Origin of the sequence: Geomonas oryzisoli (assembly GCF_018986915.1) — a bacterium.
In the GTDB taxonomy this organism is placed as follows: Bacteria; Desulfobacterota; Desulfuromonadia; order Geobacterales; family Geobacteraceae; genus Geomonas; species Geomonas oryzisoli.
On record NZ_CP076723.1, the window covers coordinates 2,812,656 to 2,837,530 of the forward strand.

The window sequence follows — 24,875 nt, forward strand, 5'->3', positions numbered from 1 at the left end:
CGGGCGAAGGGCAATGGCGAAGCGATAACTGCGGGAATATCCGAAAGAAGTTCTGCTGCGCGAGTGAGCGACTATTGCCGCCGCTTCCTCCACTGTGCCGATAACGTGACCGCCGACTGCCACACAAAAGAGCATCTGTAATAAAATGGGACGCAGTCGCCGGCAGGTTGGAAGCCCTGCGCGACAACTGCGTCCCGGTGGATCAGGATGAGGGGACTGGCTCCGCCAGGTGCCTGTCCCCTTTGTTTGCGGAAGTAAGTTGAGCAGAAAGGAGCGTTCCGCTAAAGGGACAGGCACCTGACGGAGCCAGTCCCTTCTGCATTGCTGTTACCCCTTGCCCAGAATGAACTCGCGGCCGGCGTCCACCAGCGCCTGCAGACGCTCCTCGCTGGACGCCTCGCAGTACAGGCGCACCACCGGCTCGGTCCCCGATTTGCGGAACAGCAGCCAACTGCCGTCCTGGAGGATGAATTTGTTCCCGTCGACGGTGATCTTCTCCTTGACCGGCTCTCCCGCGAAGCTCGCGGGCGTGGCGGCGATCCGCTCGGGGAAGATCTCTTCCAGTTCCGGAGAAAGGGTGAGGTTGACCCTCTTGGTGAGGTAGCGGCCGACCTTGCTGTAGAGACGCTCCAACAGCGCCTTGACCGGCATCCCTTCTCGGGCCACCATCTCGGCGACCAGCAGGCAGGCGAGGATGCCGTCCTTCTCCGGGACGTGCCCCTTGATGGTAAGCCCGGCGCTCTCTTCGCCGCCGATGATGATCTTGTCCTGGGCGATCAACTCGCCGATGAACTTGAAACCGACGGGCGTCTCGTAAACCTTGATATCGTGCATCTTGGCGACAGCGTCCACCAGGTGCGACGTGGCGACCGAACGCCCGACGCCCCCCTTCATCCCCTTGACCCGGACCAGGTAGTCAAGCAGCAGCGCAATGATGTAGTTCGGCTCGATGAAGGTACCGTCGCCGTCCACGATGCCGAAGCGGTCCGCGTCACCGTCGGTGGCGATGCCGAGAGCTATCTCCGGGTCCTGCTGTACCAGCTTGATGAAATCCTGGATGTATTTCTCGCTCGGTTCCGGAGGGAAGCCGCCGAAGTACGGGTCGCGGTTGGCGTTCATCTGCACCACGTTCACCCCGTGCGCCTTGAGCGGTTCGGCGAGATAGCCGCGTGCGGTTCCGTAGAGCGGGTTGACGGCGATGGTGCCCAGTTTGGCGATGGCTGCGAAATCAACCTTCTTGGCCAAGTCGTTAAGGTAGTCCTGCATCGGGTCGATCTCGACCAGGAGTCCCTTCTTCACGGCCTCATCGATGGAGCACTCGTTGTAGCAGATCTCCCCCAGCATCTCGTTGGCGCGGCGTTCGATGTCGTTGGTGGTCTGCGGCAGTGCGGGCCCGCCCCAGGAGGGAGAGAACTTGATGCCGTTATACTCGGGGGGGTTGTGGCTGGCAGTGAAGTTGATGGCGCCGGCGGCCCCGCGGCGCAGGATCTCGAAAGAGATGACGGGGGTGGGAGTGTCGCGGACACAGAGGAAGGTGGTGATGCCCGAGCCGGTCAGGACGCGGGCCGCCTCACGTGCGAAGGCCTCGCCCATGAAGCGCGAATCGTACCCGACGATAATTCCCTTGCTCCCCTCGCCGTTACTCTTAACGTGGTCGGCGATGGCTTGGGTCACTACTTTGACATTCTCAAAGATGAAATCTTCACACAAGATGCCGCGCCAGCCCGAAGTGCCGAAAGTAATCCGCTGCATAATCCCTCCAGGAGAATCGATAGTAAGGTCACCTCGATCTGGCAGATCCCCCGTCTGTGATCATAACCTATCGAAAACAGGAGTACAAGGTGGCCCGATAAAATAATTACTAGAGATTAATCGAGACCTCATGTAGAGTCAAGTTTTAGCGAAAAAAGTGGGTTGACATTTTTCTTTCGAAATTGGTAGAGTGTTCTCTATCAACCGATTACGAAGCAATTGAGGAGGCTTTAAACATGCAATGTCAAACCGTACTTCCTGGTGCCGAGTGCACTTTCTGGGGTAAACAGGGTTGTGTATTCACCGAAGGTTCCTGCCAGCTGATCGTGGAGAACTGCGAAGGCTGTGACAGGATCGTAGACGGCTCCATCGGGAAGGTTTGCAGCGCATACCCGGCTCCCGAGAAGAAGTGGGTCGGCGGTATCTGCAACTTCGCTACCCACGTCAAGGTCGAACTGAAGACCGACGACGCCAAGATCAACCCGCTCAAAGCTTCCAAGAAAGCCGCGGGCGCCAAGAAGAAGAAGTAGTACCCACCGTTATTTGCTGTACCCTAAAAAGGGAGGACCCAGGTCCTCCCTTTTTTTTACCTACAATTCCAGATTTGGAGGTGCCCGATGCCTTTCGACTTCCTGGCCTGCCCCGCCTGCGGGGCCAAGGTGAAACAGTACAAGAATCCGCTGCCGACTGTGGACGTGATCGTCGAGCTCCCGGAAGGGATCGTGCTGATCGAGCGCAAGAACGATCCGCTCGGCTGGGCCATCCCGGGCGGCTTCGTCGACTACGGCGAATCACTGGAGCATGCGGCAGTGCGGGAGATACAGGAAGAGATTTCGGTAGAGTTGGCAGAGAAGGATTTGAGGCTGCTGGGCTGCTACTCCGATCCCGCCCGCGACAAGCGCAGCCATAACATTTCGACCGTCTACGTCGCCAAGGCCACCGGCACGCCCAAAGCCGGGGACGATGCGGCCGCCTTCGCCATTTTCCCCATCGACGCCCTACCCGAACCGCTCTGTTTTGACCACGGACGGATTCTGTCCGACTACCGCAGCAGGAAAGAGGCGGGAGAGATCTAAAATAGGAAGTAGCTGTCGGAGAGGCGGTTGAATTCCCAAAAGCGATGCTCAAAAGAAAAAAGTACGGGGCAAATGCATCGGAAGCGCGTTCAAAAACATTAAAATTGAAGTCGAACTCCAAAAAAAATGCGACAACTTCGAAAACCAGGCGTTGAATTGCAAAAACAAAAGTTTAAACGCAAAAATAATTGCGACAACGTCACGGACCGACGTCTTAACTTCAAAAAAAAGAAGTTGAGCACCGAAAAGTTTTGCTTAACTTCAAAAAGTGCGCGTTAAGTTCCGAAATGAATGTTTAAACGATTAAAAAGTTGCGAAAACTTCTCGGACCTGTGTTCAACTTCCAAAAATAAAAGTTAAGCCCGAAAAAAAATTGCTTAACTTCTAAAAGCGCGCGTTAAGTTCCGAAATGAATGTTTCAAACAAAAAAAACGTGTGAAAACTTTTCGGAGCGGCGTTTAACTTCAAAAAAAAGAAGTTGAGCACCCAAAAGATCCGCTCAACTTCTAAAACTGCATCTTGCCTTCGCCTTCCCCCTCCTACTACTCAAAAAACCGCAGCTCCGGCAGGCTCGGAATGAGCCCCATCTCGAAGGCGTGACGGAAGAACAGCCGCGCGCCTTCGAGGTGCGCGTCGGTCAGCTCGTATGAGATGGTCTGCCAGTAATCGACCAGCGCCTCCTCGCTCAGCCAGGCGCGCTCCTCGCACTGCGCGGCGATCTCGGCATAGCTCGCGTAGGCGAGTTTCTTGGCCGCCACCAGGTCGTGGGCGAGTGCCGCCAGTTCGGCACGTTTCTCGCGCGCCGCCTCGCGCCGCACGATCCAGAGGGCGAAGACGAAGGGGAGCCCGGTGAACTCGTGCCACAGCGCGCCAAGGTCGTAGCAGAAGAACCCGGAACCGGAGGCGGCCCCTTTCAGGGCGGCGTCGCCGATCAGCAGCAGGCCGGGATACCGCTCCAGCGCCTGGGCAAGCGGCAGCGTCGTACGCTCGAAACTGTTATGGAAGCCGAACTTCCGGTCCAGCAACACCTTCAGCAGGTTTACGGAGGTGTCGGACTCGGCAGTGAGTCCGATGGCGGCACCGTCCAGTTCCTCGACCGGGACCCGGGAGAAGAGGAATACGCTCTTCACGGCACCGATGGCGCTGATGGAGAGCTCCGGCAGCAGGCAGTACTGCTCGTGCGCCATGGCGTATTCGATGGAGGAGGAAGGGCTGAGGTCAATCTCGCCTGCCCGCAGCATGGCGTTCAGTCGTGCCGGCACACCGTCGACGAATCGGTAGCCGGTACAGTCGAAATGGGAAGCGAGAGCGGTGAAGATGGGGGTGCAGTTCGCGTACTTGATGTGTCCTATATTGATGGTCACGGCAAAACTCCGGGATATAAGGCTGACCTATCGCTCCCCCCTTTGCGAAGGGGGGCCGGGGGGGATTTGCCTCTCTACAACCGAAAGCAAATCCCCCTAAATCCCCCTTCGCAAAGGGGGACTTTTGGATCGCTAACCAAAGGGGAGAGGAACCTGGCGGAGCCAGCCCTTTCAAACAAAACCAGGGGGACAGACACCTGGCGGAGCCAGTCCCCTCGCAAAGGAAAAAGGCGAGAGGAACTCTCGCCTTTTCAGGTATATCTCAAGCAAGTAACGGTTATTCTTCGGAAACGGAGACGGTGTCCTCGTACAGCTCGGCGGACATGAGCAGGTTAAGCTCCTCCGGGTCGGCCATCTCTATGACCACCAGCCAGCCGCCGTCGTAGGGATCGTCGTTGACGAACTCCGGTGCGGTGCCCAGTTCGGTGTTCACCTCGAGCACGGTGCCGGAAAGCGGCGCGTAGAGGTCGGCCACGGTCTTCCTGGCTTCGATGGAGCCGAAGGAATCGTCCTGCTCCAGCTCGTCCCCCGGCTCCGGGAGCTCGACGGAGGTGACGTTGCCCAGTTCCACCTGTGCGTAGTCGGTGACACCGATAACGGCGCGATCACCTTCGACGCGGACCCACAGATGCTCTTTGCTGTACTTTAGCTCGTCTGGAAAGTCCATAGCTTACTCCAGTACCAGCCTTTCGATGAAGCTGGTGTCTATGTTCCCTTCTATGAAGTCCTTGTTGGCCATGATGCGCTTGTGGAACGGAATGGTGGTCTTGATGCCGTCGACGATGTACTCGTCAAGGGCGCGCGCCATGCGCTTGATGGCCTCGTCCCTGGTGTCGGCGTGCACGATCAGCTTGGCGATCAGGGAGTCGTAGTGCGGAACCACGGTGTAGTTGGTGTACACGAAGGAGTCGACACGGACGCCGAGCCCGCCCGGGGTATGGTGGTCGGTGATCTTGCCCGGGCACGGGGTGAACTTCACCGAGTCCTCGGCGTTGATGCGGCACTCGATGGCGTGCCCCTTGATCTTGATGTCGTCCTGGGTGTAGCGGAGCTTCTCGCCGTAAGCGGAGCGGATCTGCTCCTTGACGATGTCCACGCCGGTGATCATCTCGGTCACCGGGTGCTCCACCTGCACGCGGGTGTTCATTTCCATGAAGTAGAAGTTGTTGTTCTTGTCGACCAGGAACTCCATGGTGCCCACGCTGTTGTAGTTGACGGCCTTGGCAGCGGCGACCGCGGCCTCGCCCATCGCCTTCCTGAGCTCGGGGGTGGTGACGGTGGAGGGAGCCTCCTCGATCACCTTCTGGTGACGGCGCTGGATGGAGCAGTCGCGCTCGCCCAGGTGGATGACGTTGCCATGCTTGTCGGCCAGCACCTGGATCTCGACGTGACGCGGGTTCTCGCAGTAGCGCTCGATGTAGACTTCCGGGTTGCCGAAGCCGGTCTGCGCCTCGGTCCTCGCGGTCATGAACGCGTTGGGGAGGGCCGCCGGGGAGTGCACGATCTTCATGCCGCGTCCGCCGCCGCCTGCCGTCGCCTTGATGATGACCGGGAAGCCGATTTCCTTGGCGACCTTCACCGCCTCGTTGACGTCGTTGACCCCCTCCTTGGTGCCGGGGAGGATGGGCACGCCGACCTTGATGACCGCCTGGCGGGCGGAGATCTTGTCACCCATGATGCGCATGCTCTCGGCGGTGGGGCCGATGAAGGTGATGCCGCACTTCTCGCAGATCTCTGCGAACCTGGGGTTTTCAGACAGGAAGCCGTAGCCGGGGTGGATCGCCTCCGCGTCGGTGAGTTCGGCGGCGGAGATGATGGCGTTGATGTTCAGGTAGCTGGAAAGGCTGGGAGCCGGACCGATGCAGACGCTCTCGTCGGCGAGTTTCACGTGCAGCGATTCGGAATCGGCGGAGGAGTAGACGGCGACCGTCTTGATCCCCATCTCCTTGCAGGTCCTGATGATACGGAGGGCGATCTCCCCCCGGTTTGCAATAAGAATTTTATGAAACATGATGTCTCCGAAAAACAGGTTGAGGTTGAGCTTAATCTTTATCTCAACCTGTCTTAAAGCTTCTCCACCACGAACAGGGCGTCGCCGTACTCGACCGGCTGCGCGTTCTCCTTGCAGATCTTCACGATCTTGCACTTGAACTCGGCCTCGATTTCGTTCATGAGCTTCATCGCCTCGACGATGCAGAGGACCTGCCCCTTCTCGACGATCTGGCCGACTTCCACGAAGGGAGCGGCGTCCGGAGCCGGAGCGCGGTAGAAGGTGCCGACGATGGGGGAGGTGATCACATCGCCCTGCTCTTTCTCGGCAGCAGCCGGAGCGGCTGCGGCGGCGGGAGCGACAGCCGCAGCTGCGGTGGCGGCGACGGGAGCGGCCGGAGCGTACTGGTAGGCGACGGGCGCCTGCACCTGGAACGGAGCGGCGCTGTTGCAGCCCCTCTTGATGACTACCTTGTCATCTGCGTTCTCCAGCTCGAACTCGGTGATGTCAGTCTCCGTTACCATCTTGATCAGCATCTTCAGGTCTTTTATATCCACATCATTCTCCTTTTCTTAACTTTATTGCATGGTTAAAGGCCTACCGATCGACGCCGGACAGGCCCGCCTAAAACTCTCAGAGGATCATCAATTCCTTGGGGACCCTGGTGATGGGCCGGCAGCAGTTCTGCTCGACCACCACGGTGTCCTCGATGCGGACACCACCCCACCCGGGGATGTAGATCCCGGGTTCGATGGTGAACACCATCCCCTCCTGGATCACGTGCTTGCTCCGCGGCGACGCCGTGGGGTGCTCATGGATGTCGATGCCGACGCCATGCCCCAAGCCGTGCCCGAAATACTCGCCGTACCCCTTCGCGCCGATGTAGTCACGCGCCTTGGCGTCCAGGTCTCGGAAACTCAGCCCCGGATGTACGGCTTCGAGGGCCGCACGCTGTGCCGTAAGGACCGTCTCGTACACCTCGCGCTGCTTCGCGTCGGGCTGCCCCAGACACACCGTCACCGTCTCGTCCGAGCAGTAGCCGCGGTAGATGGCACCGTAGTCGATGGTGACCAGTTCTCCAGCCACCAGCTTCTTCTCGGAAGCGCGGCCATGCGGCAGCGCGCCGCGCTCGCCGGAGGCCACTATGAAGTCGAACGACTTCCCTTCCGCTCCCCTCTCCCGCATGGCGACTTCCAGCATCCAGGCCACTTCGCTTTCGGTCATCCCGGGCTTCAGGCGCGCCGCCGTCTCCAGCAGCGCTTCCGAGGCGATCGCCGCCACGCGCTCGAGGATCTCCAGTTCGCCGGCGTCCTTCACCGTCCTCAGGCCGACCATCTCCGTGTCGGCGGAGAGGTACTCGATCTCCGGGGTCCTGGCGCAAAGCTCCTGGTAGAAAGCGACTGTGGTGGAGCCGGCTTCGAAGGCCACCCTGGCCGCGCCGCTTTGCTGCAGCAATTCGACCAGCGTATCCATCCGGTTGGAGAACTCGATAACCTTCGCGCCCGTGACCTCGGCGCCAGCCTGTGAGGTGTAACGGGAGTCGGTGAGAAACCACCCGTCGTCTGGAGAGAGTAGCAGCAGCCCTTCGCTGCCGGTGAAGCCGGCGAGGTACCGGATGTTGCTCAGATTGAGAACCAGCAACAGATCGGCATCCAGACGTTTCAGGCATTCTCGGGCCGCAAGGATTCTGTTACCTATCATAATTCCGCCCGTATGACAATCTTATTTTCCCAGCCGTTTGGCAAGGGCGCGCAGCCCCAAAAGGTAGCTTTCCGGGCCGAAACCACAGATCTGTCCGACCGCTACCGGGGCTATGAAACTGTGGCTTCGAAAGGGCTCCCGGGCGTGCACGTTGGAGAGGTGAACCTCGACGGCCGGGAGTGCTGTTGCGGCGATGGCGTCACGGATGGCGACGCTGGTGTGGGTATAGGCGGCAGGGTTGATCAGGATTCCCTGGCACTTCCCCAGGGCTCCCTGGATGGCATCCACCAGGGCTCCTTCGCTGTTGCTCTGCACGATCTCGAGTTCCAGCGACAGCTCGGTCGCAAGCTCACGGAGCTCCTGATTGATCCCTTCCAGGGTGGTCGTGCCGTAAACGCCGGGTTCACGGACCCCGAGGAGGTTCAGGTTCGGCCCGTGCAGGACCAGGATCTTGGTTGTGGCGGCGCTCATTGCAGCGACTCCCGGAAGCCCGATGCCGAGCGTTTCAACAGGAAACGGGCCTTGCCGAAGTTGCCGTCGGCGGGGAGCACCAGTGCGGCGAAGAAATCTTCGCTGATGCCGCGCACGATGATGCAGCATTTCTCGGTGATGATGGAAACCTCTTCCAGCTCGCCGGTCTTCAACACGCCGACCGTCCTCTTGATCTCCTTCAGTACCGAGGCGTACTCGATGGTCATGGTCTGCACGTCCACCCCGGTACCCTCGCGCAGGTACTCGTCGATGGCGATGCCGTCGTATCCCATGATGACCCCGCCCAGCCCGCCGCTCTCCCCGACTATCTCCTTGAGAATCCCCTTAAACCCCATCTTTTCTTCTCCTTATGTTTTCCAGCCAGCGTTGCAGCGAGCTCTCCAGGTCTTCATCGGCCGGCGCCTCATCCTGCAGCTGTGGCTGCTCCAGCGGTGCTGTTTCCAGCTGAGCCGGCGAGTCCATGCCGGCAAAAGCAGCGGGGGCGGTCGCTTCCTCCACGGTGATGGGCACCTCAATGGCAGCGGGGCCGTCATGGGCGTCGAAAGCGACTGGTGCCGACACCGCCGGTGCCGCCGATACAGCAGAGGCCGCCGGTGCGGCCGCTACAGCAGGTTCCGCCGGTGCGACCGGTGCTGCGGGAGCGGCCGACACAACCGGCGCAGCGGGAACTACGGGGGGGGCGGCAACGGTCTGCTGCGCCGAGGCCGCCTGTTGCAGTTGCTGCTGTTCCACCAGTTCTTCGCAACGAAGCCGGTACTGCTGGTTGTCAGGGTGCGCCGCAATGAGCTCGCGGTAAATGCCCATCGCCTTTTCCAGGAACCCCTGCGAAACGTAAAGCTCAGCCAGCGTCGCCGTGGTCAGCGGGTCCGGCACGGCGCCACGCGGTTGGGACGCATCAGAAGCGGGCGTTTCGGAAACCTCTTCCAGATCCTCGATGGCCCAGATGTCTTCCGCAGCATCGGCAGAGGGGGGGACGGCAACCGCGGCAGCTGCGGCCGGCGGTTGTGAAGGCGACGCGGCGACCTCGGCCGCCGGTTCCTCGACGAACTCTTCCAGCTCCTCGATTATCTCGAGTTCTTCGAGCACTTCCTCCTCGGGTTCCGATGCCTGGGACGAGGCCGGTGCCGAGGCTATCGAACTGAGGAGCATGCTGCTCTCCATGTCTTCCGGGTCTCGCGTCAGCAGCTGCCCCAGCACCTGGCGCGCCAGAGCAACCTCTCCGAGCTCGACGTAGAGCTGGCTCAGCACTTTCATGGCCTGGATGTGGTCGGGCTTCAACTCGATCGCCGTTTCCAGGGCCTGACGCGCCTCCTGCGCCATCCCCTTCGCGTAACAGGCGTTGCCCAGCGCAACGAATCCCAACGCGTATTCCGGGTGCGCCGCACAACCTTTCTGCGCCACGGACACGGCATCGTCCAAGAGGCCGAGCTTCCGATACAGGTCGGAGAGCGGTGCGAAGCAGAGCGATTTCGCGTCCGCTGCCAGCATGTCTTCGTAGCGCTGAATCTCAGTCCAAAACGATAACGCGTCCTCTACCATGTCAGGCTCCTATGCGCAGATCTCCAGAAGTGCTTTGAGGTCGGTGACCCTTTCCATCTTGTAGGCGCCGATGCCGCGGTTGCAGATGAAAAGCAACCCCTTGTCGCGCACCTTCTTGTCGTGAGAGAGAGCCTCCACGTACTTTTCCGACGGGAACGCGGGGAGCTCGGCGGGGAGCCCCAGCGCGGCGATGAGAGCCTCGATCCGGTCCCGATCGGCCTGGTTGCAGTAGCCCAGTTGCTGCGAGATCTTCGCCGCCTGCACCATGCCGATGGCCACCGCCTCGCCGTGGAGGTAGGCCGTGTATTCGGTGAGGGTTTCGACGGCGTGCCCCAGGGTGTGCCCGTAATTGAGAACGGCGCGCACCCCCCCTTCCCTCTCGTCCACCGCCACCACCTTGGCCTTGATGGAGCAGCTGCGGGCGACGGCCTCGATCAGGGCCGTCTTGTCGCGGGACAGGAGCGCGCCGACGTTCTCTTCCAGGAACCTGAAGAAGTCGCCCTCCAAAACGGCACCGTACTTGACGATCTCGCCCAGCCCGGCGCGGAACTCCCGCTCCGGCAGCGTGTCCAGCGTCATGACGTCGATCAGCACCGCCTTGGGCTGGTAGAAGGCGCCGATCAGGTTCTTGCCGCGGGGGTGGTTGATGCCCGTCTTGCCCCCCACGCTGGAGTCGACCTGGGACAAAAGCGTGGTGGGAACCTGGACGAAGGGGATGCCGCGCAGGTAGCTTGCAGCGGCGAAGCCGGCCATGTCGCCGATCACCCCGCCGCCCAGGGCAAGGATGAAAGAGCCGCGGTCGAGCGAGGCATCGACCAGGGCGTCATAGATCAGGTTCAGCGTGGCGCTGTTTTTATACGCCTCGCCGTCGGGGAGCGACACCAGGAGCACCTGGTACCCTGCCGACTCCATGGCGGCGCGCACGGTTTCGTAGTAAAGCGGGGCAACGGTGGTGTTGGAGACGACGGCTGCGGTGCCGGTGAGCCCCAGTTCGCGGCAGAGGGTGCCGATGGTTCCCAGTATCCCCGCGCCAAGCCGTATGTCGTAGCTTCGTTCTCCCAGCGCCACTTTTATCTGTTGGACGTTCACAAAGACCCCTTGCAGTAATTCAGTACCAACTCGACCACTTGGACGATTTCCTTGCCGGTGGTGTCGATGCGGACGTCGGCATCGGCGTAAAAAGCCTCCCGCCCCTCCAGCATGGTGCGGATTTTCACGACCGAGGCATCGTCTGCCAGCAACGGCCGCTCGCTGTCGCCGCTCACCCGCTGGGCGATGGTCTCCACGCTCGCGGTCAGGTTCACGATGCAGCCGTGGCTGTGCATCACGGCCCGATTGGCCGGTGCGACGACCGCGCCGCCTCCGGTAGAAACCACCTGTCCCGAACCGGCCGCCACCCGCTCCAGTACTTTGGCCTCCAGTTCGCGGAAAGAGGGTTCGCCGTCGGCGGCGAAGATCTCCTTGATGCTCCGTCCCGCCTCCTGGACGATGACCTGGTCCAGATCGACGAAAGACCACCCCAGCCGCTGCGCCAGCACCTGTCCGACACTGGTCTTGCCGCACCCCATGAAGCCGGTGAGAAATATATTGTTGAGACTCACAAAAAACCTCTAACGCAAAGACGCGGAGCCGCTAAGACGCAAAGGGGAACCTGATTGGCGACGATCTTCCGCTAACTGCCACTCCCCCGTCGTGAAGGGCCGGGGGGGATTTGCCTTTCCCGAACCTAAAGCAAATCCCCCTAAATCCCCCTTCGCAAAGGGGGACTTTTGGTCACTAATCGAGAAGGGGAAAGACTGAAGGTTAAACTTTTCTTCGCGACTTCGCGCCTTGGCGCCTCTGCGTTGACGCCTTTGCAGCGCTTTTAGAATTCCCGCAGGTACTCGATATAGGACGAGTAGTTCCTGGCGGTCTCGGCCACGGAATCGCCGCCGAATTTCTCCATGAAGGCGTTGGCGATCTCGACGGCGACCACGGCCTCGGCAACCACCGAAGCCGCGGGAACGGCACAGCAGTCCGAACGCTCCACGGTCGCCTCGAACGGCTCCTTGGTCAGGATGTCGACCGACTTGAGCGGCGTGTACAGGGTCGGGATCGGCTTCATGGCGCCGTACACCACGATCTCCTCGCCGTTGCTGATCCCCCCTTCCAGGCCGCCGGCCCGGTTGGTGTTGCGGTAGAAACCGGTTTTTTCGCCGCGCGCCATACGCTGCTCGTCGAAGTAGATCTCGTCGTGCACCTGGGAGCCCGGCAGACGCGCCGTCTCGAAGCCCGCACCGATCTCAACCCCCTTGAAAGCCTGGATGCTCATCACCGCAGCGGCCAGGCGCGCATCCAACCTGCGATCCCACTGCACGTGACTCCCCAGGCCCACCGGCAGGCCGGTCACCCTGACCTCGACCACACCTCCCAGGGTGTCGCCGGCGGCCTTGGCGCGGTCGATGGCCTCAACCATCTCCATCTCGGCCTTCGCGTCATAGGTATAAACAGGCGAGGAAGCGATCGCCTCCTGCAGCGCCTTGACCGGGAGATCGGGGCGCTCCGCCTTCACTCCGCCCAACTCCACCACGCATCCGGTCACGGCGATGCCGAACCGGGCGAGATAGGCCTTGGCCACGGCCCCGACGGCGACGCGGACCGCGGTCTCGCGGGCGCTGGAGCGCTCCAGGATGTTGCGCACGTCGTTGTGGGCATATTTCATCGCGCCGGGGAGGTCGGCGTGTCCCGGGCGGGCGCGGGTGACGCGGATGGAATCGTCGCGGTGCTCGGCGCTGACCGACATGCGCTGTTCCCAGTTGACCCAGTCCGAATTTTCCACCACCAGGGTAATAGGCGAACCCAGCGTTTCGCCCCAGCGCACGCCGGAGCGGATGCTGGCGCGGTCGGTCTCGATCTTCATGCGGCCGCCGCGGCCGTATCCTCCCTGCCTGCGGATCAGATCGGCGTTGATGTCGCTTTCGTTGAGCTTCAGCCCCGACGGGACCCCTTCGATGATGGCCGTCAACTGCGGTCCGTGGGATTCTCCCGCGGTAAGGTATCTGAACATGCATACTCCTAGTGTTCTAATTCAGCGCCAATGGGCAGGGACTAAGGTCCGCTCGGCGTCGCAGCGGATAGTAGCAGTAAATCATGCCGCAGGCAAAACAATATAACCGGATAAACGAAAGCCAGGAGCGTCCCTGGCTTTCGTCGTACGGCAATTATGTCATTGTTGCTACTTGTTCTGGAATTTCTTCTGCGTCTCCGCGGTCAGGTTGGCCTTCGTCTCAGCCGACATCACGCTGCCGGAAAACAGGTACTGGCAATCCTTGTCCAGGTAAAAGACGACGGGTTGCTTCCTCACACTGACAACAACCTCGTAAAGGCCTGCGTAAGGTTTCTCAGAGATCTGCAGCACTTCGAATTCCATCGGAATGAACTTCTTGATGGTTTCCTGTACCTGCTCCTTGGCGGGCGCTTTGGAGCAGGCACTTACGGTCAACGCGATAAAACAGACTACCAAAAACTTCTTGAACATCTAAAAGCTCCTAACGGGACCCCTGTCGATTACTGCTGCACGCTTTCGGTGGCCGGTGCCGTGAGGCGCAGGTTGCGCAGCCGGTACAATACGGCGCCGACGAACAGGACCAGCAGTGCCAGCGGATATTTCACCACGAAGATGAGCGGAGTGAGCGCCCAGCGGGTCAGCATCCTCAGGAAACCGTGCTCGTAGATGAAGTCCGCGACCGGCGGGCTGTGTTTGTAGTAGAAGCGGACGAAGGCGCGACCCGGTTCGGACTTGAGCAGCACGTTGTCGCGGAAGTGCCTGAGCACCACGACCTGAGGGTCGAGGTAGCTGCCGTATGCCGCGGTCGCGATGAAGCAGCCGCTCTTGCCCGGGGAGGATGCAGGAGGCGTATTGGTGCCGGTGTCGCCGCCAGTGGTTGCCCCTACGCTGCCGACCACGATCGGATCCTGGATATGGCCGAGGGTGGGATCGGAGTCCTGGGTGGGATCGTTGTCGGTAACAGCAAAGGTAACCGTGTTACCGTTGCGGACCAGCGGAGTGATCGGGGTCCAGGTTGCGCCGACCACCTTGTAGAAGACGGGGTTGGCGGGGAGCGAGTTGTAGGTGACGTCGACGTTGACGGTACCGCTGGGCTGAACGTTGTCCAGACGGATACCGATCACGGAACTGATGGTGAAGTCGGTGATACTCGCTGGCTTGGAAGAAGCAACCAAGACCGGGTCTACGGTGGAATATGCGATGGTCGTGGATCCGGTAGTGCCGGTGGTCCCGTTGACCGCGGCGACGGAGCTGACGCCGAAGCCGGTCAGGGTGAGCGGGTAGACGCTACCGTTACTGTCAGTGATGTTGAGAGCGGCGGTGTAGCTTTTGATCGTCTGCGGGGTGAAGAGAATCGTGACCGGCAGCGACTGGCCGCTGGCCAGGACGTAGTTCTGCTGCGCGCTGGCCATGAACGCGCTGGCATCGGTGGTCGACACCGACGCGATGGTGATCGGGGTGGCTCCGGCGTTTTTCAGCATGATGGTGGAAGCCGCGGTAGTACTGCCGGTCAGCTTACCGCCAAAAGCATAGGCGGTGGTCTGGGTGCCGGCTCCGTCGGTGTAGATGATGGAGCTGGAGGAAACACCGGGTGCGCTGACGGTGATGGTCAGCAGCTTGGTGACGACGGTGCCATCGTTGTCTTTGAGCTGGGCTACGAAGTCGTAGTCGCCGGCGCCGGAGGCGGTTCCGCTCAAGACGCCGTTGGAGAGCGTGATGCCCGGCGGCAGATTGCCCGATACCGACCAGGTGTAAGGCCTGGTACCGCCGCTTGCTATCAGCTGCTGCAGGTAGGTCGAGCCGCTGGTGACCGGGGGCAGCGTGGATGTAGTGATGGAGAGCGTCGGGTTGACGATGATGCTCATTGCGCGCGTGGCGATTGCCCCGGTGCCGTCGGTGACCTGCACGGTGAACAGCGCGGTGCCTGTGCCGGTCGGGGTACCGGTAATGTCACCGGTGCTGGGGTTGAGCTGAAGCCCCGGCGGCAAGGTCCCGTTGGTTATGGACCAGGCGTATGACGGAGTGCCCCCTACCCTGACCAGTTTCTGCGCGTAGTCGTTGCCGACTACCACATTGGGCAGGCTGCTGGTGGTGATGGAGAGCGCCGGGTTCACCGTAATGGTAAGGGTCTTGGTCGCGGTATAGGTCTTGTTGGCGACGGTATCCGTATAGCTTGCTTGCACCGTGAGGATGTTGCTCCCGGCGAACACCGGCCCGGTTGCAGCGGAGGTGATGCTGCCGTCGGAGTTGAGCAGCAGGCCTTGGGGCACCGTCCCCACCGCGGTCCAAACAACGCTGCTTTTGGGAAGAGTGACACCGCCGATCGATGCGGTGAGCTGTTCCGTGTAACCGGGGTTCCCCTGGGTCCAGGCCTTCAGGGTGGTGTTGTCGATGGTGAGCGAAGTGACGTTCATGGTGAACGTCTTGGTTGCCTTGGTATTGGCATTGTCGGTAACGGAAACGGTGAAGGTGTACGAGGGAAGTGCCGCCACGTCGACGGTGCCCGTGATGGCCCCGCTGCCGGAGTTCAGACTGAGGCCGGGCGGCAGGGTGCCGCTGGTGACGGTCCAGCTGCCGTAGGGGATCACCCCGCCGTTGGCTGCCAGAGTGGCACCGGAATACACCTGCCCTGCGGTAGCATCAGGCAGTGCGGTGCTCGAGATGGAGAGGGGCTGGGTACCGACGCCGGCGCCGGAGAAATAGATCACCGCCTGGCCGCCATCAGAGTTGAACACCAGTTTGTAGCTGTTGGACGAGTTGCCGGAATAGGAACCGGCGCCGGTCGGCGAGAAACGAACCGTCATGTCGGCGCTGCTGCCGGGGTTGATGGTGACCGGTTTCGGAGTCATCAGCGAGAACGGCGCAGCCGGATCCGAGATGGATTCGATGGTGAGCTGGGTATTGCCGTCGTTGCGGACTTTGAAATTCCAGTCAGCGTACGGAGTCGCACTGGCGATGTCGACGTTGCCGAAGTCATGCGAACCGGAAAGGACCGGGTTGTCGGCGCTGTCGGTAATGACGAGCTGCGGCAGCGCGGAGAACTCGAGGAGCTGTCCGAAGATGTCGGAGTTGGACAGGGCGCGACCGTCCTTCCAGACGATGAAGAACTTCCTGAAGTTGACGTCGCCGAAGGCAACTGCCGGCGCGAGCTGGTTGCCCGTGGCCACGGTTACGATGGAGTAGCTACCGGATAGGTTGCCGGTGGGATCCACGAACTGGCCGTAAAGGTCGATGTTGCTCAGGTTGGCGCTCTGGTTGCGTGCATCCTCCCACACGACCAGGAAACGCTGGTTGACGTTGTCGAATGCAGAGACCGGTGCCGACTGATCCCCGATCGCAGCGGAGACGGTGATCGGATTGCCGTAGGCGGTGAAACCCGAGAGGTCCATGAGCTGGGCCTGGATGTTTTTGCCGGTGGTGCTGCCGCCGTTGTTGTCCTCCCAGGCGACCAGCATCCGGTTGGTGTTCGGGTCGACCGCCAGGGTCGGGTTGGTCGCGCTGAAGGTCGCCGTGCCGAAGCTCATATCGGTAACGAAGCCAAGGCCCTGGTTCCTGCGCAGTTTGATCTTGGTCGGAGCATCATCGAGCGGGACGGAGGTGAACACCATGCTCTGATAGGTAGCGGTCGTCACCGGAGGAGGCCCGGCTACCGTGGTCTTGGTATACGTGATGGTCAGCTTGACGGTGGCGGCAGCGCCGCTCCACGCCGCGAACACCTCCCCGGTGATCGGGCTGTAGGCCAGTTTCGGATGGGCCTCGTTCAGGTGTACGGTCCAGGTATCGGTAATGGCGGAACCGTTGTCCGTGACGGAACCGGTCCTTACGGCCCGCGAGACAGACTGTAAGTTTGCGGTGGCCCCGGTCAGCGGGTCGACGTCGATGGTGCGCACGATGTTGTTGTCCGCCATGGGGACCGGGATATGCCCGACGACGACGGAGTTGACGACGCCGGCAGCGGTATAGGTCACGTTGTTGGCGGCGTTGGCATCGGTATCGAAGGTGGAAGTGTCAATCCAGGCCACGACGAACTTCTTGGTGACCTCGTTGTAGATGAGGTCCGGGTCGTTCTGGTTGATGTCCACACCGTTGGTGTAGGTGGAGATGGCGAAGTTGTTGCCGATCAGGGCCCCGGTCATACTTACGAACTGCCCGTAGATCTGGCCATAGCCGTTACGCGAGTCGGTCCAGACCACGAGGTACCTGCTGTTGGCAGGAGTGGTGGGGTCCTGGTAGAAGGCGACCTTGGGCTGGGACTTGTTCCCGGCCGTCGCGGTGATGGCGAAGTTCACCGGGTTGGCAGCCATGGTGGTCACATTGCCCGGCAGCCCCTGCCCCGGAGAGTCCGAGCCAACACTGATAGCGCCGTAGATCTGCTGCCCGTTCCTGTTGTCCACGAAGACGGTCAGGTAACGGTTGTGGGTCACCGTGTCGTAGGCCACAGCCGGTTGGGACTGGTCGGTGGGATCGCTGGTGACCTGGAAGTCGTTGGCCAGCACCTTGCCTGTTGTCTTGCCGCCGGTCGCTGCAGTACCGGAAACGTTACCCGTGTCACCAGAACAACTGAGCATAACCGCACACACCAGCAACAGCAGTGCCCAGTAACCTTTTTTCAAGAAGTTCATTTCACACCCCTTCATAGCCCGCTGATCCATGGGGCCCCTTATGCGATGGCTAGATACTGTCAGCAACGTCAAGTGTGGTCTTTGCGGTGACGGCTTTCACGTCGCCGTTGCCGCCGACCTCGGAGACCTCGAAAATGATGTCAACGTAGTACCGGAAGGTGGTTCCGGTGCAAAGTGGCATTGCCTGGGTGCTCCGGTTCAGGAGCAGCAATTTCTGGTCTCGGGAAAGGACGGGGACAGGAATCGTGACGGAGGTGTTCGGGGGCACGGGCTGGCTGTAGCTCACGAAGGAGTCAGCAAGAGCAGGAGCAGGAACCGTTCCGCCCGGAGCCGGCGTGTAGCGGATGGTGATCTTGCTGATGGAAAGATCCAGGAGCCGACCGCTACTGAACTGTGCCGTCGAGACAAAGTTGACGTCGACGTTATCCGTCTGCACGGTGCCGCCGCTGGAAACCCCGGTAGCGGAGCAGGAGTTGGCGGTGAGAATATCGGACTCGAACGGGTTGGTTTTGGCTGATGCGGTTGCGGTTACGGTGGTGAACTCACCGACTCCCCCCCCGACGTCGCCGCCGCCACAGGAGGTGAGGGCCGCGGTTGAACAGACCAGGCAAAACAACAGCGAAAACTTTTTCAGCATAAAATCTCCTTAAATTACAATCTTCGGCGTAATGAAGATCAACAGTTCGGTCTTGGTTTTCTGCTTGGAGTTCGACTTGAAGAGCCACCCGAGCAGCGGGATGTCGGCGAGGAACGGCACACCGGTATCGGAATCGGTATCGCTGTCCACGTAGATGCCACCGATGACGGTGGTGTCGCCGTTGGAAACCACGAGTTCCGTGGTCGCTTCCTTCTTGTTGATCGGCGGCGGCGAGCCGGTACCGGGGGAGTTGTTGCTCGCCTTGATCTTCATGCTGACGGACCCGTCGGCGGTGATGTGCGGCGTAACCTCGAGGGTAAGCGCCGCCTCAACGAACTCGGTCTTGGTACCCTCGGCGGAGGTAGTCTGGTACGGGATCGACTGCCCCTGGGAGATCTTGGCTGCCTTGTTGTTCAGCGTGACCACTTTCGGGGTGGAGATGATCTTTACCTGGCCGATGGTCGCGGCCGCCGCTATCCTCATGTCGAGCTGTACGTTACTGGTGAGCTTGCCGAAGGACATGCCGAGGCCGAGGCCTCCGGAGCCAGTGGCACCAGGGCCGGCAGTGGAAACGACGCCACCGAAGGTGGTCTCAACGTTGTTGATGTTCGCTACCGACGCGGAAGCGTCCCTGTAGGAGAGCCCCCACTGCACGCCGAGATCGCGGGTGAAGGTGGAAGTCGCTTCAACGATGCGCGCCTCGATCATGACCTGCTTCTCGGGGGCGTCCAGAGTCTTCAGTAACGCCCTCATGTCGTCCAGCGCAGGCTGAATGTCCTTGACGATGACCCGGCTGGTACGCGGGTCCTTGGTGATGATGCCGCGGTCACTCTTCAGCATGCCGAACTGCTGGGCGACCTCGTCTACCGCTGCGTAGTTCACCTCGAAAACTGCGGTCTTAAGCTCCATCATGCGCTCGGATGCCTTCTTCGCGGCCAGTTCCTCGTCAGCCTGGTTGGTCATCTTGCTGCGCGGTTTGATCTGGACGATGTTGCCCTGCTGCACCATGGCGAGCCCTTTGGCCTCCAGGATCACGTCCAGCGCCTGGTCCCAAGGGACGTTTACCAGCTTGATGCTGATGGTGCCGGTGACGTCGTCGGCGATCAGGAAGTTCAAGTTGCTCACCTCAGCGATCAACTGGAAGATCTTCCGGATGTCCGCGTCGGAGAACTCGAGGGTCACCCTCCTCCCCTTGTACACCTTCTTAACGCTGCGCTTCTCGACATTTCCGGAGATCTCCGTCATCTGGTCATCGGAGCGTGCCGGAGCAGCCAGTTCGTCGGCAGCCTCGTGCGCCTTGGGCTTGGCAGCCGGAGCCTGCGGCAGTTTAGCCGGCACGGCCGGCCCCGGATTCACGATGTCCCAGGTGAGAATGCCACCCTTGCGGCTGGTCGTGTACTCGGGGTTGCCGTGCAGCTTGACTGCGATCTTGGTGAGGTAACCACCTTTGACCTTCACCTGATAGGGGGTCACGGAAAGGACCGGAGAGCCGAACTTGGAGGTGTCCATGGCCCTTTGCAGGGGCTTGGGCACCTGGCAGTTGTTGATGGTAAGAGTGAGCCCCTGGGGACCGCGCACCGGCTCGCCCGGTTCACAGGTGCCGAAGAGCTTGAGGGAGATGCGCGAAACGCCGTCCACAACCTTGAAGTCTACCGCCTCAAGCGCCCCCTTCACATGGCGCCCCGGCGGGACCTCGGACTTCATGTTGGCAACCGGCGCGGGCTTGGCAACCGGTGCCGGTGCCGGAGCAGGAGCAGGGGCCGGTGCCGGTGCCGGAGCCGGTGTCGGTGCAGGAGCAGAGGCCGTCGTCGATGCCTTTGCCTTCAGCTTGATCTTCACGCCAAGGTCGCTCTTGACCACTTCGAAACCGGGGAGCCCCTCTCCGGAAGCGTCCAATACCACGCGAACCTTGTCGGGGGTGGAACCGACGCGGGCGTTGGCGACGCCAAAGGCGCCGACGGGAATCACGTTTACAGAGAGCGCGTTCTTCACCTTGAAAAGGTCGACCACGATGCGGTCCGGCTTGGCAAGCTTGAAGGAGTTAAAGGTTTCCACCCCTCCCTGGACCGAGAGTTCAACGCCGTCAGCGGCGGTGAGGACCGCGTTGAGCCGGGGCGCACCGCCGGCGTCGACGTCCTTATGGGGGGCCTGAGCTGCCTTGGCGGCGGTATTTGCAACGGCCTGGGCGGGTGGCGCGGGAACAACCGGCGCATCGCTCGCCTGGGAAGGCTGGCTCTTCGCGGCTGCGTCAGCCACCAATGTCTTCTCCTCGATGCGCGGCTCCGCTATCGGGGCTTCCCTCACCTCCACCGGTTCGCTCTTCGCCTCGGCCTCTTTCGGCAGGGTGATCTGGAGCTTGTTCTTGCTGGCGGGATCGGTAGCGACCGAGAAATCCACATCACGGGCGAGCACGAGGGAAACCCGCGTCAGCACGCTGCCTCCAATGGGCTGGCGTTCCACGTCGATGCGTTTGACGCTGCCGCGGTTCACTTCGATAGGAGAGGTAACAGCCCCCGGCTCGGTCTGGGAGATGTCGACGATGATCTTGGCCGGTTCCCCCCCCTTGTACGAGGTGTAGGTCAAGGGCTTGTCGCTGGTCAACTCCACGCTGGCACCGTCGGGCGACACGGTCACGGAGCGCAGTGTGCCGAAAGCCGATGCCTCGGCGGGAGCAGCCTCGTTTGTGGCGCTCATCCTCTTGACACAGCCGGCAGAAACCGTCAACAGGACGATGAGGGCCATGGCATGACAAAGTATTCTGCTCTGATACATGGTCATCTGAAACGCTCCTTACCTTTTCTTGGCCAGCGTAAGCACGATGGTTTTACTCTTGCGACCGCTTCTCTCCACAACCTCCACCGTCGAGGCGGTGATCCTGGAAATACGGCCGTTGGCGTTGCCTATCTGCATTCCTACCTGCACAACGTATCCCTTCCCGGTGGGGTCGATCACCAGCGCCTTGTTCTCTCGGAGTCCGGCGATGATCCCGGCCACCTTGAACTTGCTCACCTCGAAACTCTGGATCGGGAGCAGTTCAGCAGCGGGGACGCGCGGACGTCCCGCGCCTGCGGTCGCTGCGGGGGCAGCAGGCGCGGCAGGCACCAGAAACGGCTTGAAGGGGTCCTTTTTGAACGTGAGGGCACCGCCCGTTTTCGCCACCGAGGAAAGCTGCTGCTGCACCGGCACGGCAGGCTTGGGTGCTGGCTTAGGCTCTGTCTGAGGCGGCGGGGAGGCAGGCGCGGGGGCCTCCTCCTTCTTGCAGCCGGCCAAAAGCGCAAGCGCCAGCAGCAACAGCAGCCCGCTATTTCGGTTTATTAGCATTGGGATTGGCTTTGGCATTGGCATTCTTGGCCTCTTTCGCATCAAGGAACCGGAAGGTCGTGGCCAGGCAGTTCACCTTGAGCGTGGTCCGTCCGCCGGTTTCCTTTATATCGCTGAAGTTCACGTTGGTGATGTTGACGATGCGGGGGAGTTTGCCCACCGCGACGAAGAAATCGGCAACGTTGTAGTAGGTCCCTGAGACGGAGATGTCGACCGGCACCTCCGCGTAGAAGTCTTTGGGGACTTCCGGCTTGGGCCGGAACAGGAGAAACTCGAGTCCGGCCCCCTTGCCCAGATTGGAGATGCTGGTCAGCAGGGAAGGGATCTCTTTCTGGTTCGGCAGTTCGGTCAGGGCGTTGTCCAGGTCGCGCTTGAGCTGTTCATACTCGGCCTTGAACCGCGGCAGGTTGTTCGCGATACGCCGGTTCTCCTCGATCTGCTTTTGCAGTTCCTCGTGCTTGGCCTTCAGCTGCTTCTGCTCCTCGATCCGCGGGCTGAGCAGACCGTAATAAAGCCCCGCTCCCTCAAGGAGCAGCAGCAGGACCATGAGCGCGACCTTTTCCTTGGTCGGCAGCTTCAGCAATTTCTCTATCTGTGGATCCATGATTATGCCTCTGCTTGTTCGAGCCGGGCTCCCCCGGCTACGGCTTCTGGTCCAGGATCTGGAAAGCCAGATCGAAACGCTTGTACTTGACACCGCCAATTTCGGCCTGTTCGCTGACCACCAGCTCCACGTTGCCGAAAGAACCGGAAGCCTGCAGGCTTTTCATGAAGACCGCGATGAGATCCTCGCTCATTGCGCCACCACCCAGCGACACGCTGTTGCCGGTCTCTGTGTACTTGGTGAGCCACAGTTTGTCGGGCACCGTTTCGGAGAGGGCGGCGAGCCTGGAGGCGGGACCGGTCTTGCCGCGGCGCAGCCTGTTCAGGACATCGAGCTTCTTTTTGACGTCGGCCTGCAGCTTCTTCAGGTTGTCGATGACGCCGATCTTCGTCTTCAAGGTGGCGAGTTCGGCTTCAGAGGAACTGATCTCCGTCTTGAGGGTGCTGATCTGGCTGCGCAGGTACACCCACGCGCCCACTCCGACGGCGAGCAATGCGACCAGGGCGATCACCAAAATGGTGATCTGCTGCCGCATCGTTTCCTTCTTCTTCGACGTTCTCAGCGGGAGGAGGTTTATCTTGATCATTTGTCTCCAGCCCTCCTCGTAGCGAGCCCCACCGCTACCGACATGAGCGGGGCGATCTCCTCAAGGTACCTGCGATCGAATTCCTTCTCGTTCACGGCGACCTGGGCGAGCGGGTTCAAGATCTCCACCGGGAGCGCCAGCCGCTGCTGCACCGCATCCATCAAGTGCAGCGTCTTGGCCGCACCGCCGCTTAGAAAGACCTTGGTGATGCGCTCGTCGCCGGCGGTGGAGTTGTAGAAGTCCAGGGAGCGGCGCATCTCCAGGGCGATGGTGTCATTGACCCGCTGCAGCACCTCGCTCAGGCGCGGGTCCTCCGAGTGTCCTGCGGCCAGCTTCATCTCCTCGGCCTCACCACTGCTGATGCCGAACTGCTTCTGAACCTCCTCGGTGTAGAGGTTGCCCCCCATCTGGACGTCCCGGGTGAACAGGGAGACCCCGTCCCTGACGATGTTCAGGTTGAAGATGCTGGCGCCTATGTTGACCAGCGCCACCACCTGGTCCGGCTCTACCAGGTAATTCAGTTCGAAGGCGTTTTGTACGGCGAAGGAATCGACATCGACCACCACCAGCTTCAGCCCGGCCTCCGCAAAAACGGATATGTAGTCGTTGATGATGTCCTTTTTGCTGGCGACCAGCAGGACGTTCATCTTGGAGGGGTCCTGCTCATCGGGGGAGAGAATCTGGAAGTCGACATTGACATCGTTGATGTCGAAGGGAATGTACTGCTCCGCCTCCCAGTGGATCTGGTCCTCAAGTTCCTCGACGGGCATCACCGGCAGCGAGATCTTCCGGATGATGACCGAGTTGCCCGAGATGGAGCAGACCGCCTCTTTGGCCTTTACTCCCAGGGTGTCCAGAAGCTGCTTGACCGTCTCGACGATCGAAGAGCTGTCCATCAGGGTGTTGTCGACGATGGCCTCGGCCGGCAGCGGCAGGATGCCGATCTTCACCAGCTGGAAGCCCCCTTTGGCCGGGCGCAGTTGAACGAGCTTCACGGCGCTCGATCCGATGTCGACCCCTACTATGTCCTTCTTCTTGGAGAAAAGCATCGCGTGGTCCTATTACCCCTAGTCCTGGAATACCTTGTTTTTGTCGGAGAGGGAAAACCCAAGAGCAAGCAGGATCTTGCGCTTGGTCTCCATCCTGCAGTCCTCACCCCGTTCGATCCGGTCGATGGTGATCGGCGACACCCCGGCCAGCCGCGCCAGCTCGGCCTTGCTCATCAGGCGTTCTTCCCGAAGTTTCTTGACGCTGTTCATGATCATAAATAGGCACCGCTTCGACAGTCATGGCAGATTTTTGCACACATTTACACCATTAAAAAGGAATGTCAATATTTTAATGCAAATTATAGATAATTATATCCCAAAGAAAGACATTGACGTCGATCGCAGCGGCCCCACGATTGTGTGACACGGATTCTAATGGGGGAGATGCGGAGATGATACCAATAAAAAGGCGAGTTGCAATTTCCGGCAACCCGCCATCGGTTATACTCCGCCAACCGCAAGGGATGGGGTCAATAGGCGTAGAGCACTGAAAGCCGCGCCTTCTCCTGCATCCCCGTCTCTTCACGCATCCCCTGAACGCGGACATGGTACATGGCGGGAATGTGCTGCGGCCGGATCACGTCATCCTGGGCCGCCACCGCTCCCCCCGCATCCAACAGGTAGTAGCCGCTGCGGTCGGTATTGCCGGGAGCCGTGTCTACGATCTTGGTGTCGATTTTGAACCCCACTGCGGGCGGCACACCCGCCAACCGGAAGGAGAGGTCCGGCGCCTGAACCGGATCTGCGCTGGTTTGGGCATTGTTGCAACTGGTCCAGGCGGCAGCAGGCAGGATGAGTTTTTGCTGCAGGCATGCCCCAAGGGTGACCTTCAGGTCCAGGTTTGGAAAGTCCCGCTGAAAATCCGCCGTATCGTAGTCGGCTTGAAACAGCCTGGGCAGGATCTCGCGGGTGAACAGATCGACTCCTCCCTGCGCGGCCGTAAGGGAGCTATGGTAGCGCTTTTGACTCGCGGCGACATGCGTTCCTGCGATGATTGTCGCGAGAAGCGCCATTGCGATCACCAGTGATAGCGTGGTAAGCATCAGCGCCGTGACCAGGGCAGCGCCCGTTTCGGAGCGAAGCTTCTTCATGCCCC

General features: G+C 60.8%; 24 protein-coding genes. 2 read left to right on the forward strand and 22 right to left on the reverse strand.

What is annotated here, in order from left to right; all coding sequences use genetic code 11:
• Window positions 1-327 precede the first annotated feature (327 nt).
• Window positions 328-1,752 carry a phosphoglucomutase/phosphomannomutase family protein gene (locus KP004_RS12295; RefSeq protein ID WP_216798829.1) on the reverse strand — a complete coding sequence of 475 codons (1,425 nt, stop codon included), beginning with the start codon at window positions 1,750-1,752 and terminating at the stop codon, window positions 328-330.
• A 236-nt stretch (window positions 1,753-1,988) separates the two neighbouring features.
• On the opposite strand from KP004_RS12295, the gene KP004_RS12300 reads away from it, so the two are divergent.
• Both KP004_RS12300 and KP004_RS12305 read left to right on the forward strand, forming a co-directional pair.
• Window positions 1,989-2,282, forward strand: a complete 294-nt coding sequence (locus KP004_RS12300; protein WP_199388163.1) for a PxxKW family cysteine-rich protein — start codon at window positions 1,989-1,991, stop codon at window positions 2,280-2,282.
• An 87-nt stretch (window positions 2,283-2,369) separates the two neighbouring features.
• A complete protein-coding gene (locus KP004_RS12305) occupies window positions 2,370-2,828 on the forward strand; it encodes an NUDIX domain-containing protein (RefSeq protein ID WP_216798830.1) in 459 nt (152 codons plus the stop codon).
• A 542-nt stretch (window positions 2,829-3,370) separates the two neighbouring features.
• Here KP004_RS12305 and KP004_RS12310 read toward each other — a convergent pair.
• The 21 genes from KP004_RS12310 to KP004_RS12410 form a co-directional block, all read right to left on the reverse strand.
• Window positions 3,371-4,192: a menaquinone biosynthetic enzyme MqnA/MqnD family protein gene (locus KP004_RS12310; RefSeq protein WP_216798831.1), complete on the reverse strand. Its 822-nt coding sequence runs from the start codon at window positions 4,190-4,192 to the stop codon at window positions 3,371-3,373.
• A 277-nt stretch (window positions 4,193-4,469) separates the two neighbouring features.
• Window positions 4,470-4,859, reverse strand: a complete 390-nt coding sequence (gcvH, locus tag KP004_RS12315; protein WP_216798832.1) for a glycine cleavage system protein GcvH — start codon at window positions 4,857-4,859, stop codon at window positions 4,470-4,472.
• Between the two features lie 3 nt (window positions 4,860-4,862).
• The gene (gene accC / locus KP004_RS12320) at window positions 4,863-6,203 is read right to left on the reverse strand and encodes an acetyl-CoA carboxylase biotin carboxylase subunit (protein ID WP_216798833.1); all 1,341 of its coding nucleotides are present in this window, start codon (window positions 6,201-6,203) and stop codon (window positions 4,863-4,865) included.
• Window positions 6,204-6,256: 53 nt separating this feature from the next.
• Complete coding sequence (gene accB, locus KP004_RS12325; RefSeq protein WP_216798834.1) at window positions 6,257-6,739, reverse strand: acetyl-CoA carboxylase biotin carboxyl carrier protein; 483 nt, start codon at window positions 6,737-6,739, stop codon at window positions 6,257-6,259.
• Window positions 6,740-6,815: 76 nt separating this feature from the next.
• On the reverse strand, window positions 6,816-7,883 hold the full coding sequence (locus tag KP004_RS12330; protein WP_216798835.1) for an aminopeptidase P family protein: 1,068 nt from the start codon (window positions 7,881-7,883) through the stop codon (window positions 6,816-6,818).
• 21 nt (window positions 7,884-7,904) lie between these two features.
• Window positions 7,905-8,354, reverse strand: a complete 450-nt coding sequence (gene aroQ / locus KP004_RS12335) for a type II 3-dehydroquinate dehydratase (protein ID WP_216798836.1) — start codon at window positions 8,352-8,354, stop codon at window positions 7,905-7,907.
• Window positions 8,351-8,710, reverse strand: a complete 360-nt coding sequence (locus KP004_RS12340) for a roadblock/LC7 domain-containing protein (protein ID WP_216798837.1) — start codon at window positions 8,708-8,710, stop codon at window positions 8,351-8,353. The genes aroQ and KP004_RS12340 overlap by 4 nt, the downstream gene beginning before the upstream one ends.
• Window positions 8,700-9,914, reverse strand: a complete 1,215-nt coding sequence (locus KP004_RS12345) for a tetratricopeptide repeat protein (protein ID WP_216798838.1) — start codon at window positions 9,912-9,914, stop codon at window positions 8,700-8,702. Before KP004_RS12345 ends, KP004_RS12340 begins: the two co-directional genes overlap by 11 nt.
• A 9-nt stretch (window positions 9,915-9,923) precedes the next feature.
• Window positions 9,924-11,003, reverse strand: a complete 1,080-nt coding sequence (gene aroB, locus KP004_RS12350; RefSeq protein WP_216798839.1) for a 3-dehydroquinate synthase — start codon at window positions 11,001-11,003, stop codon at window positions 9,924-9,926.
• Window positions 11,000-11,515, reverse strand: a complete 516-nt coding sequence (locus tag KP004_RS12355) for a shikimate kinase (protein WP_367620730.1) — start codon at window positions 11,513-11,515, stop codon at window positions 11,000-11,002. Before KP004_RS12355 ends, aroB begins: the two co-directional genes overlap by 4 nt.
• A gap of 263 nt (window positions 11,516-11,778) precedes the next feature.
• Entirely contained in the window at window positions 11,779-12,960 is a 1,182-nt protein-coding gene (gene aroC / locus KP004_RS12360; RefSeq protein ID WP_216798840.1) for a chorismate synthase, read from the reverse strand.
• 168 nt (window positions 12,961-13,128) lie between these two features.
• A complete protein-coding gene (locus KP004_RS12365) occupies window positions 13,129-13,431 on the reverse strand; it encodes a disulfide isomerase DsbC N-terminal domain-containing protein (protein ID WP_216798841.1) in 303 nt (100 codons plus the stop codon).
• Between the two features lie 29 nt (window positions 13,432-13,460).
• Window positions 13,461-17,582, reverse strand: coding sequence for an Ig domain-containing protein (locus tag KP004_RS12370; RefSeq protein WP_216798842.1), 4,122 nt, complete (start codon window positions 17,580-17,582; stop codon window positions 13,461-13,463).
• Window positions 17,583-17,631: 49 nt separating this feature from the next.
• On the reverse strand, window positions 17,632-18,219 hold the full coding sequence (locus tag KP004_RS12375; protein ID WP_216798843.1) for a hypothetical protein: 588 nt from the start codon (window positions 18,217-18,219) through the stop codon (window positions 17,632-17,634).
• Window positions 18,220-18,228: 9 nt separating this feature from the next.
• Window positions 18,229-20,997, reverse strand: a complete 2,769-nt coding sequence (locus tag KP004_RS12380) for a type IV pilus secretin PilQ (protein WP_216798844.1) — start codon at window positions 20,995-20,997, stop codon at window positions 18,229-18,231.
• 12 nt (window positions 20,998-21,009) lie between these two features.
• The gene (locus KP004_RS12385; RefSeq protein ID WP_216798845.1) at window positions 21,010-21,540 is read right to left on the reverse strand and encodes a pilus assembly protein PilP; all 531 of its coding nucleotides are present in this window, start codon (window positions 21,538-21,540) and stop codon (window positions 21,010-21,012) included.
• Window positions 21,521-22,144 (reverse strand): type IV pilus inner membrane component PilO, encoded by a 624-nt coding sequence (locus KP004_RS12390; protein WP_216798846.1) that lies wholly within the window; start codon window positions 22,142-22,144, stop codon window positions 21,521-21,523. Before KP004_RS12390 ends, KP004_RS12385 begins: the two co-directional genes overlap by 20 nt.
• Window positions 22,145-22,181: 37 nt before the next feature.
• Window positions 22,182-22,730: a PilN domain-containing protein gene (locus KP004_RS12395; RefSeq protein ID WP_216798847.1), complete on the reverse strand. Its 549-nt coding sequence runs from the start codon at window positions 22,728-22,730 to the stop codon at window positions 22,182-22,184.
• Window positions 22,727-23,779, reverse strand: coding sequence for a type IV pilus biogenesis protein PilM (gene pilM / locus KP004_RS12400; protein WP_216798848.1), 1,053 nt, complete (start codon window positions 23,777-23,779; stop codon window positions 22,727-22,729). Before pilM ends, KP004_RS12395 begins: the two co-directional genes overlap by 4 nt.
• Before the next feature lie 18 nt (window positions 23,780-23,797).
• Window positions 23,798-23,995: a helix-turn-helix transcriptional regulator gene (locus KP004_RS12405; protein WP_041248407.1), complete on the reverse strand. Its 198-nt coding sequence runs from the start codon at window positions 23,993-23,995 to the stop codon at window positions 23,798-23,800.
• A gap of 254 nt (window positions 23,996-24,249) precedes the next feature.
• Window positions 24,250-24,870, reverse strand: a complete 621-nt coding sequence (locus tag KP004_RS12410; protein ID WP_216798849.1) for a pilus assembly protein PilX — start codon at window positions 24,868-24,870, stop codon at window positions 24,250-24,252.
• Window positions 24,871-24,875 lie beyond the last annotated feature (5 nt).

Excerpts from the sequence above, each read along its gene's own strand:
- KP004_RS12295 (WP_216798829.1), bottom strand. The coding sequence starts at position 1,752 with ATGCAGCGGATTACTTTCGGCACTTCGGGCTGGCGCGGCATCTTGTGT.
- KP004_RS12300 (WP_199388163.1), top strand. The coding sequence starts at position 1,989 with ATGCAATGTCAAACCGTACTTCCTGGTGCCGAGTGCACTTTCTGGGGT.
- KP004_RS12305 (WP_216798830.1), top strand. The coding sequence starts at position 2,370 with ATGCCTTTCGACTTCCTGGCCTGCCCCGCCTGCGGGGCCAAGGTGAAA.
- gcvH (WP_216798832.1), bottom strand. The coding sequence starts at position 4,859 with ATGGACTTTCCAGACGAGCTAAAGTACAGCAAAGAGCATCTGTGGGTC.
- accC (WP_216798833.1), bottom strand. The coding sequence starts at position 6,203 with ATGTTTCATAAAATTCTTATTGCAAACCGGGGGGAGATCGCCCTCCGT.
- KP004_RS12330 (WP_216798835.1), bottom strand. The coding sequence starts at position 7,883 with ATGATAGGTAACAGAATCCTTGCGGCCCGAGAATGCCTGAAACGTCTG.
- aroQ (WP_216798836.1), bottom strand. The coding sequence starts at position 8,354 with ATGAGCGCCGCCACAACCAAGATCCTGGTCCTGCACGGGCCGAACCTG.
- KP004_RS12340 (WP_216798837.1), bottom strand. The coding sequence starts at position 8,710 with ATGGGGTTTAAGGGGATTCTCAAGGAGATAGTCGGGGAGAGCGGCGGG.
- KP004_RS12345 (WP_216798838.1), bottom strand. The coding sequence starts at position 9,914 with ATGGTAGAGGACGCGTTATCGTTTTGGACTGAGATTCAGCGCTACGAA.
- aroC (WP_216798840.1), bottom strand. The coding sequence starts at position 12,960 with ATGTTCAGATACCTTACCGCGGGAGAATCCCACGGACCGCAGTTGACG.
- KP004_RS12365 (WP_216798841.1), bottom strand. The coding sequence starts at position 13,431 with ATGTTCAAGAAGTTTTTGGTAGTCTGTTTTATCGCGTTGACCGTAAGT.
- KP004_RS12370 (WP_216798842.1), bottom strand. The coding sequence starts at position 17,582 with ATGAACTTCTTGAAAAAAGGTTACTGGGCACTGCTGTTGCTGGTGTGT.
- KP004_RS12375 (WP_216798843.1), bottom strand. The coding sequence starts at position 18,219 with ATGCTGAAAAAGTTTTCGCTGTTGTTTTGCCTGGTCTGTTCAACCGCG.
- KP004_RS12380 (WP_216798844.1), bottom strand. The coding sequence starts at position 20,997 with ATGACCATGTATCAGAGCAGAATACTTTGTCATGCCATGGCCCTCATC.
- KP004_RS12385 (WP_216798845.1), bottom strand. The coding sequence starts at position 21,540 with ATGCTAATAAACCGAAATAGCGGGCTGCTGTTGCTGCTGGCGCTTGCG.
- KP004_RS12390 (WP_216798846.1), bottom strand. The coding sequence starts at position 22,144 with ATGGATCCACAGATAGAGAAATTGCTGAAGCTGCCGACCAAGGAAAAG.
- KP004_RS12395 (WP_216798847.1), bottom strand. The coding sequence starts at position 22,730 with ATGATCAAGATAAACCTCCTCCCGCTGAGAACGTCGAAGAAGAAGGAA.
- pilM (WP_216798848.1), bottom strand. The coding sequence starts at position 23,779 with ATGCTTTTCTCCAAGAAGAAGGACATAGTAGGGGTCGACATCGGATCG.
- KP004_RS12405 (WP_041248407.1), bottom strand. The coding sequence starts at position 23,995 with ATGATCATGAACAGCGTCAAGAAACTTCGGGAAGAACGCCTGATGAGC.
- KP004_RS12410 (WP_216798849.1), bottom strand. The coding sequence starts at position 24,870 with ATGAAGAAGCTTCGCTCCGAAACGGGCGCTGCCCTGGTCACGGCGCTG.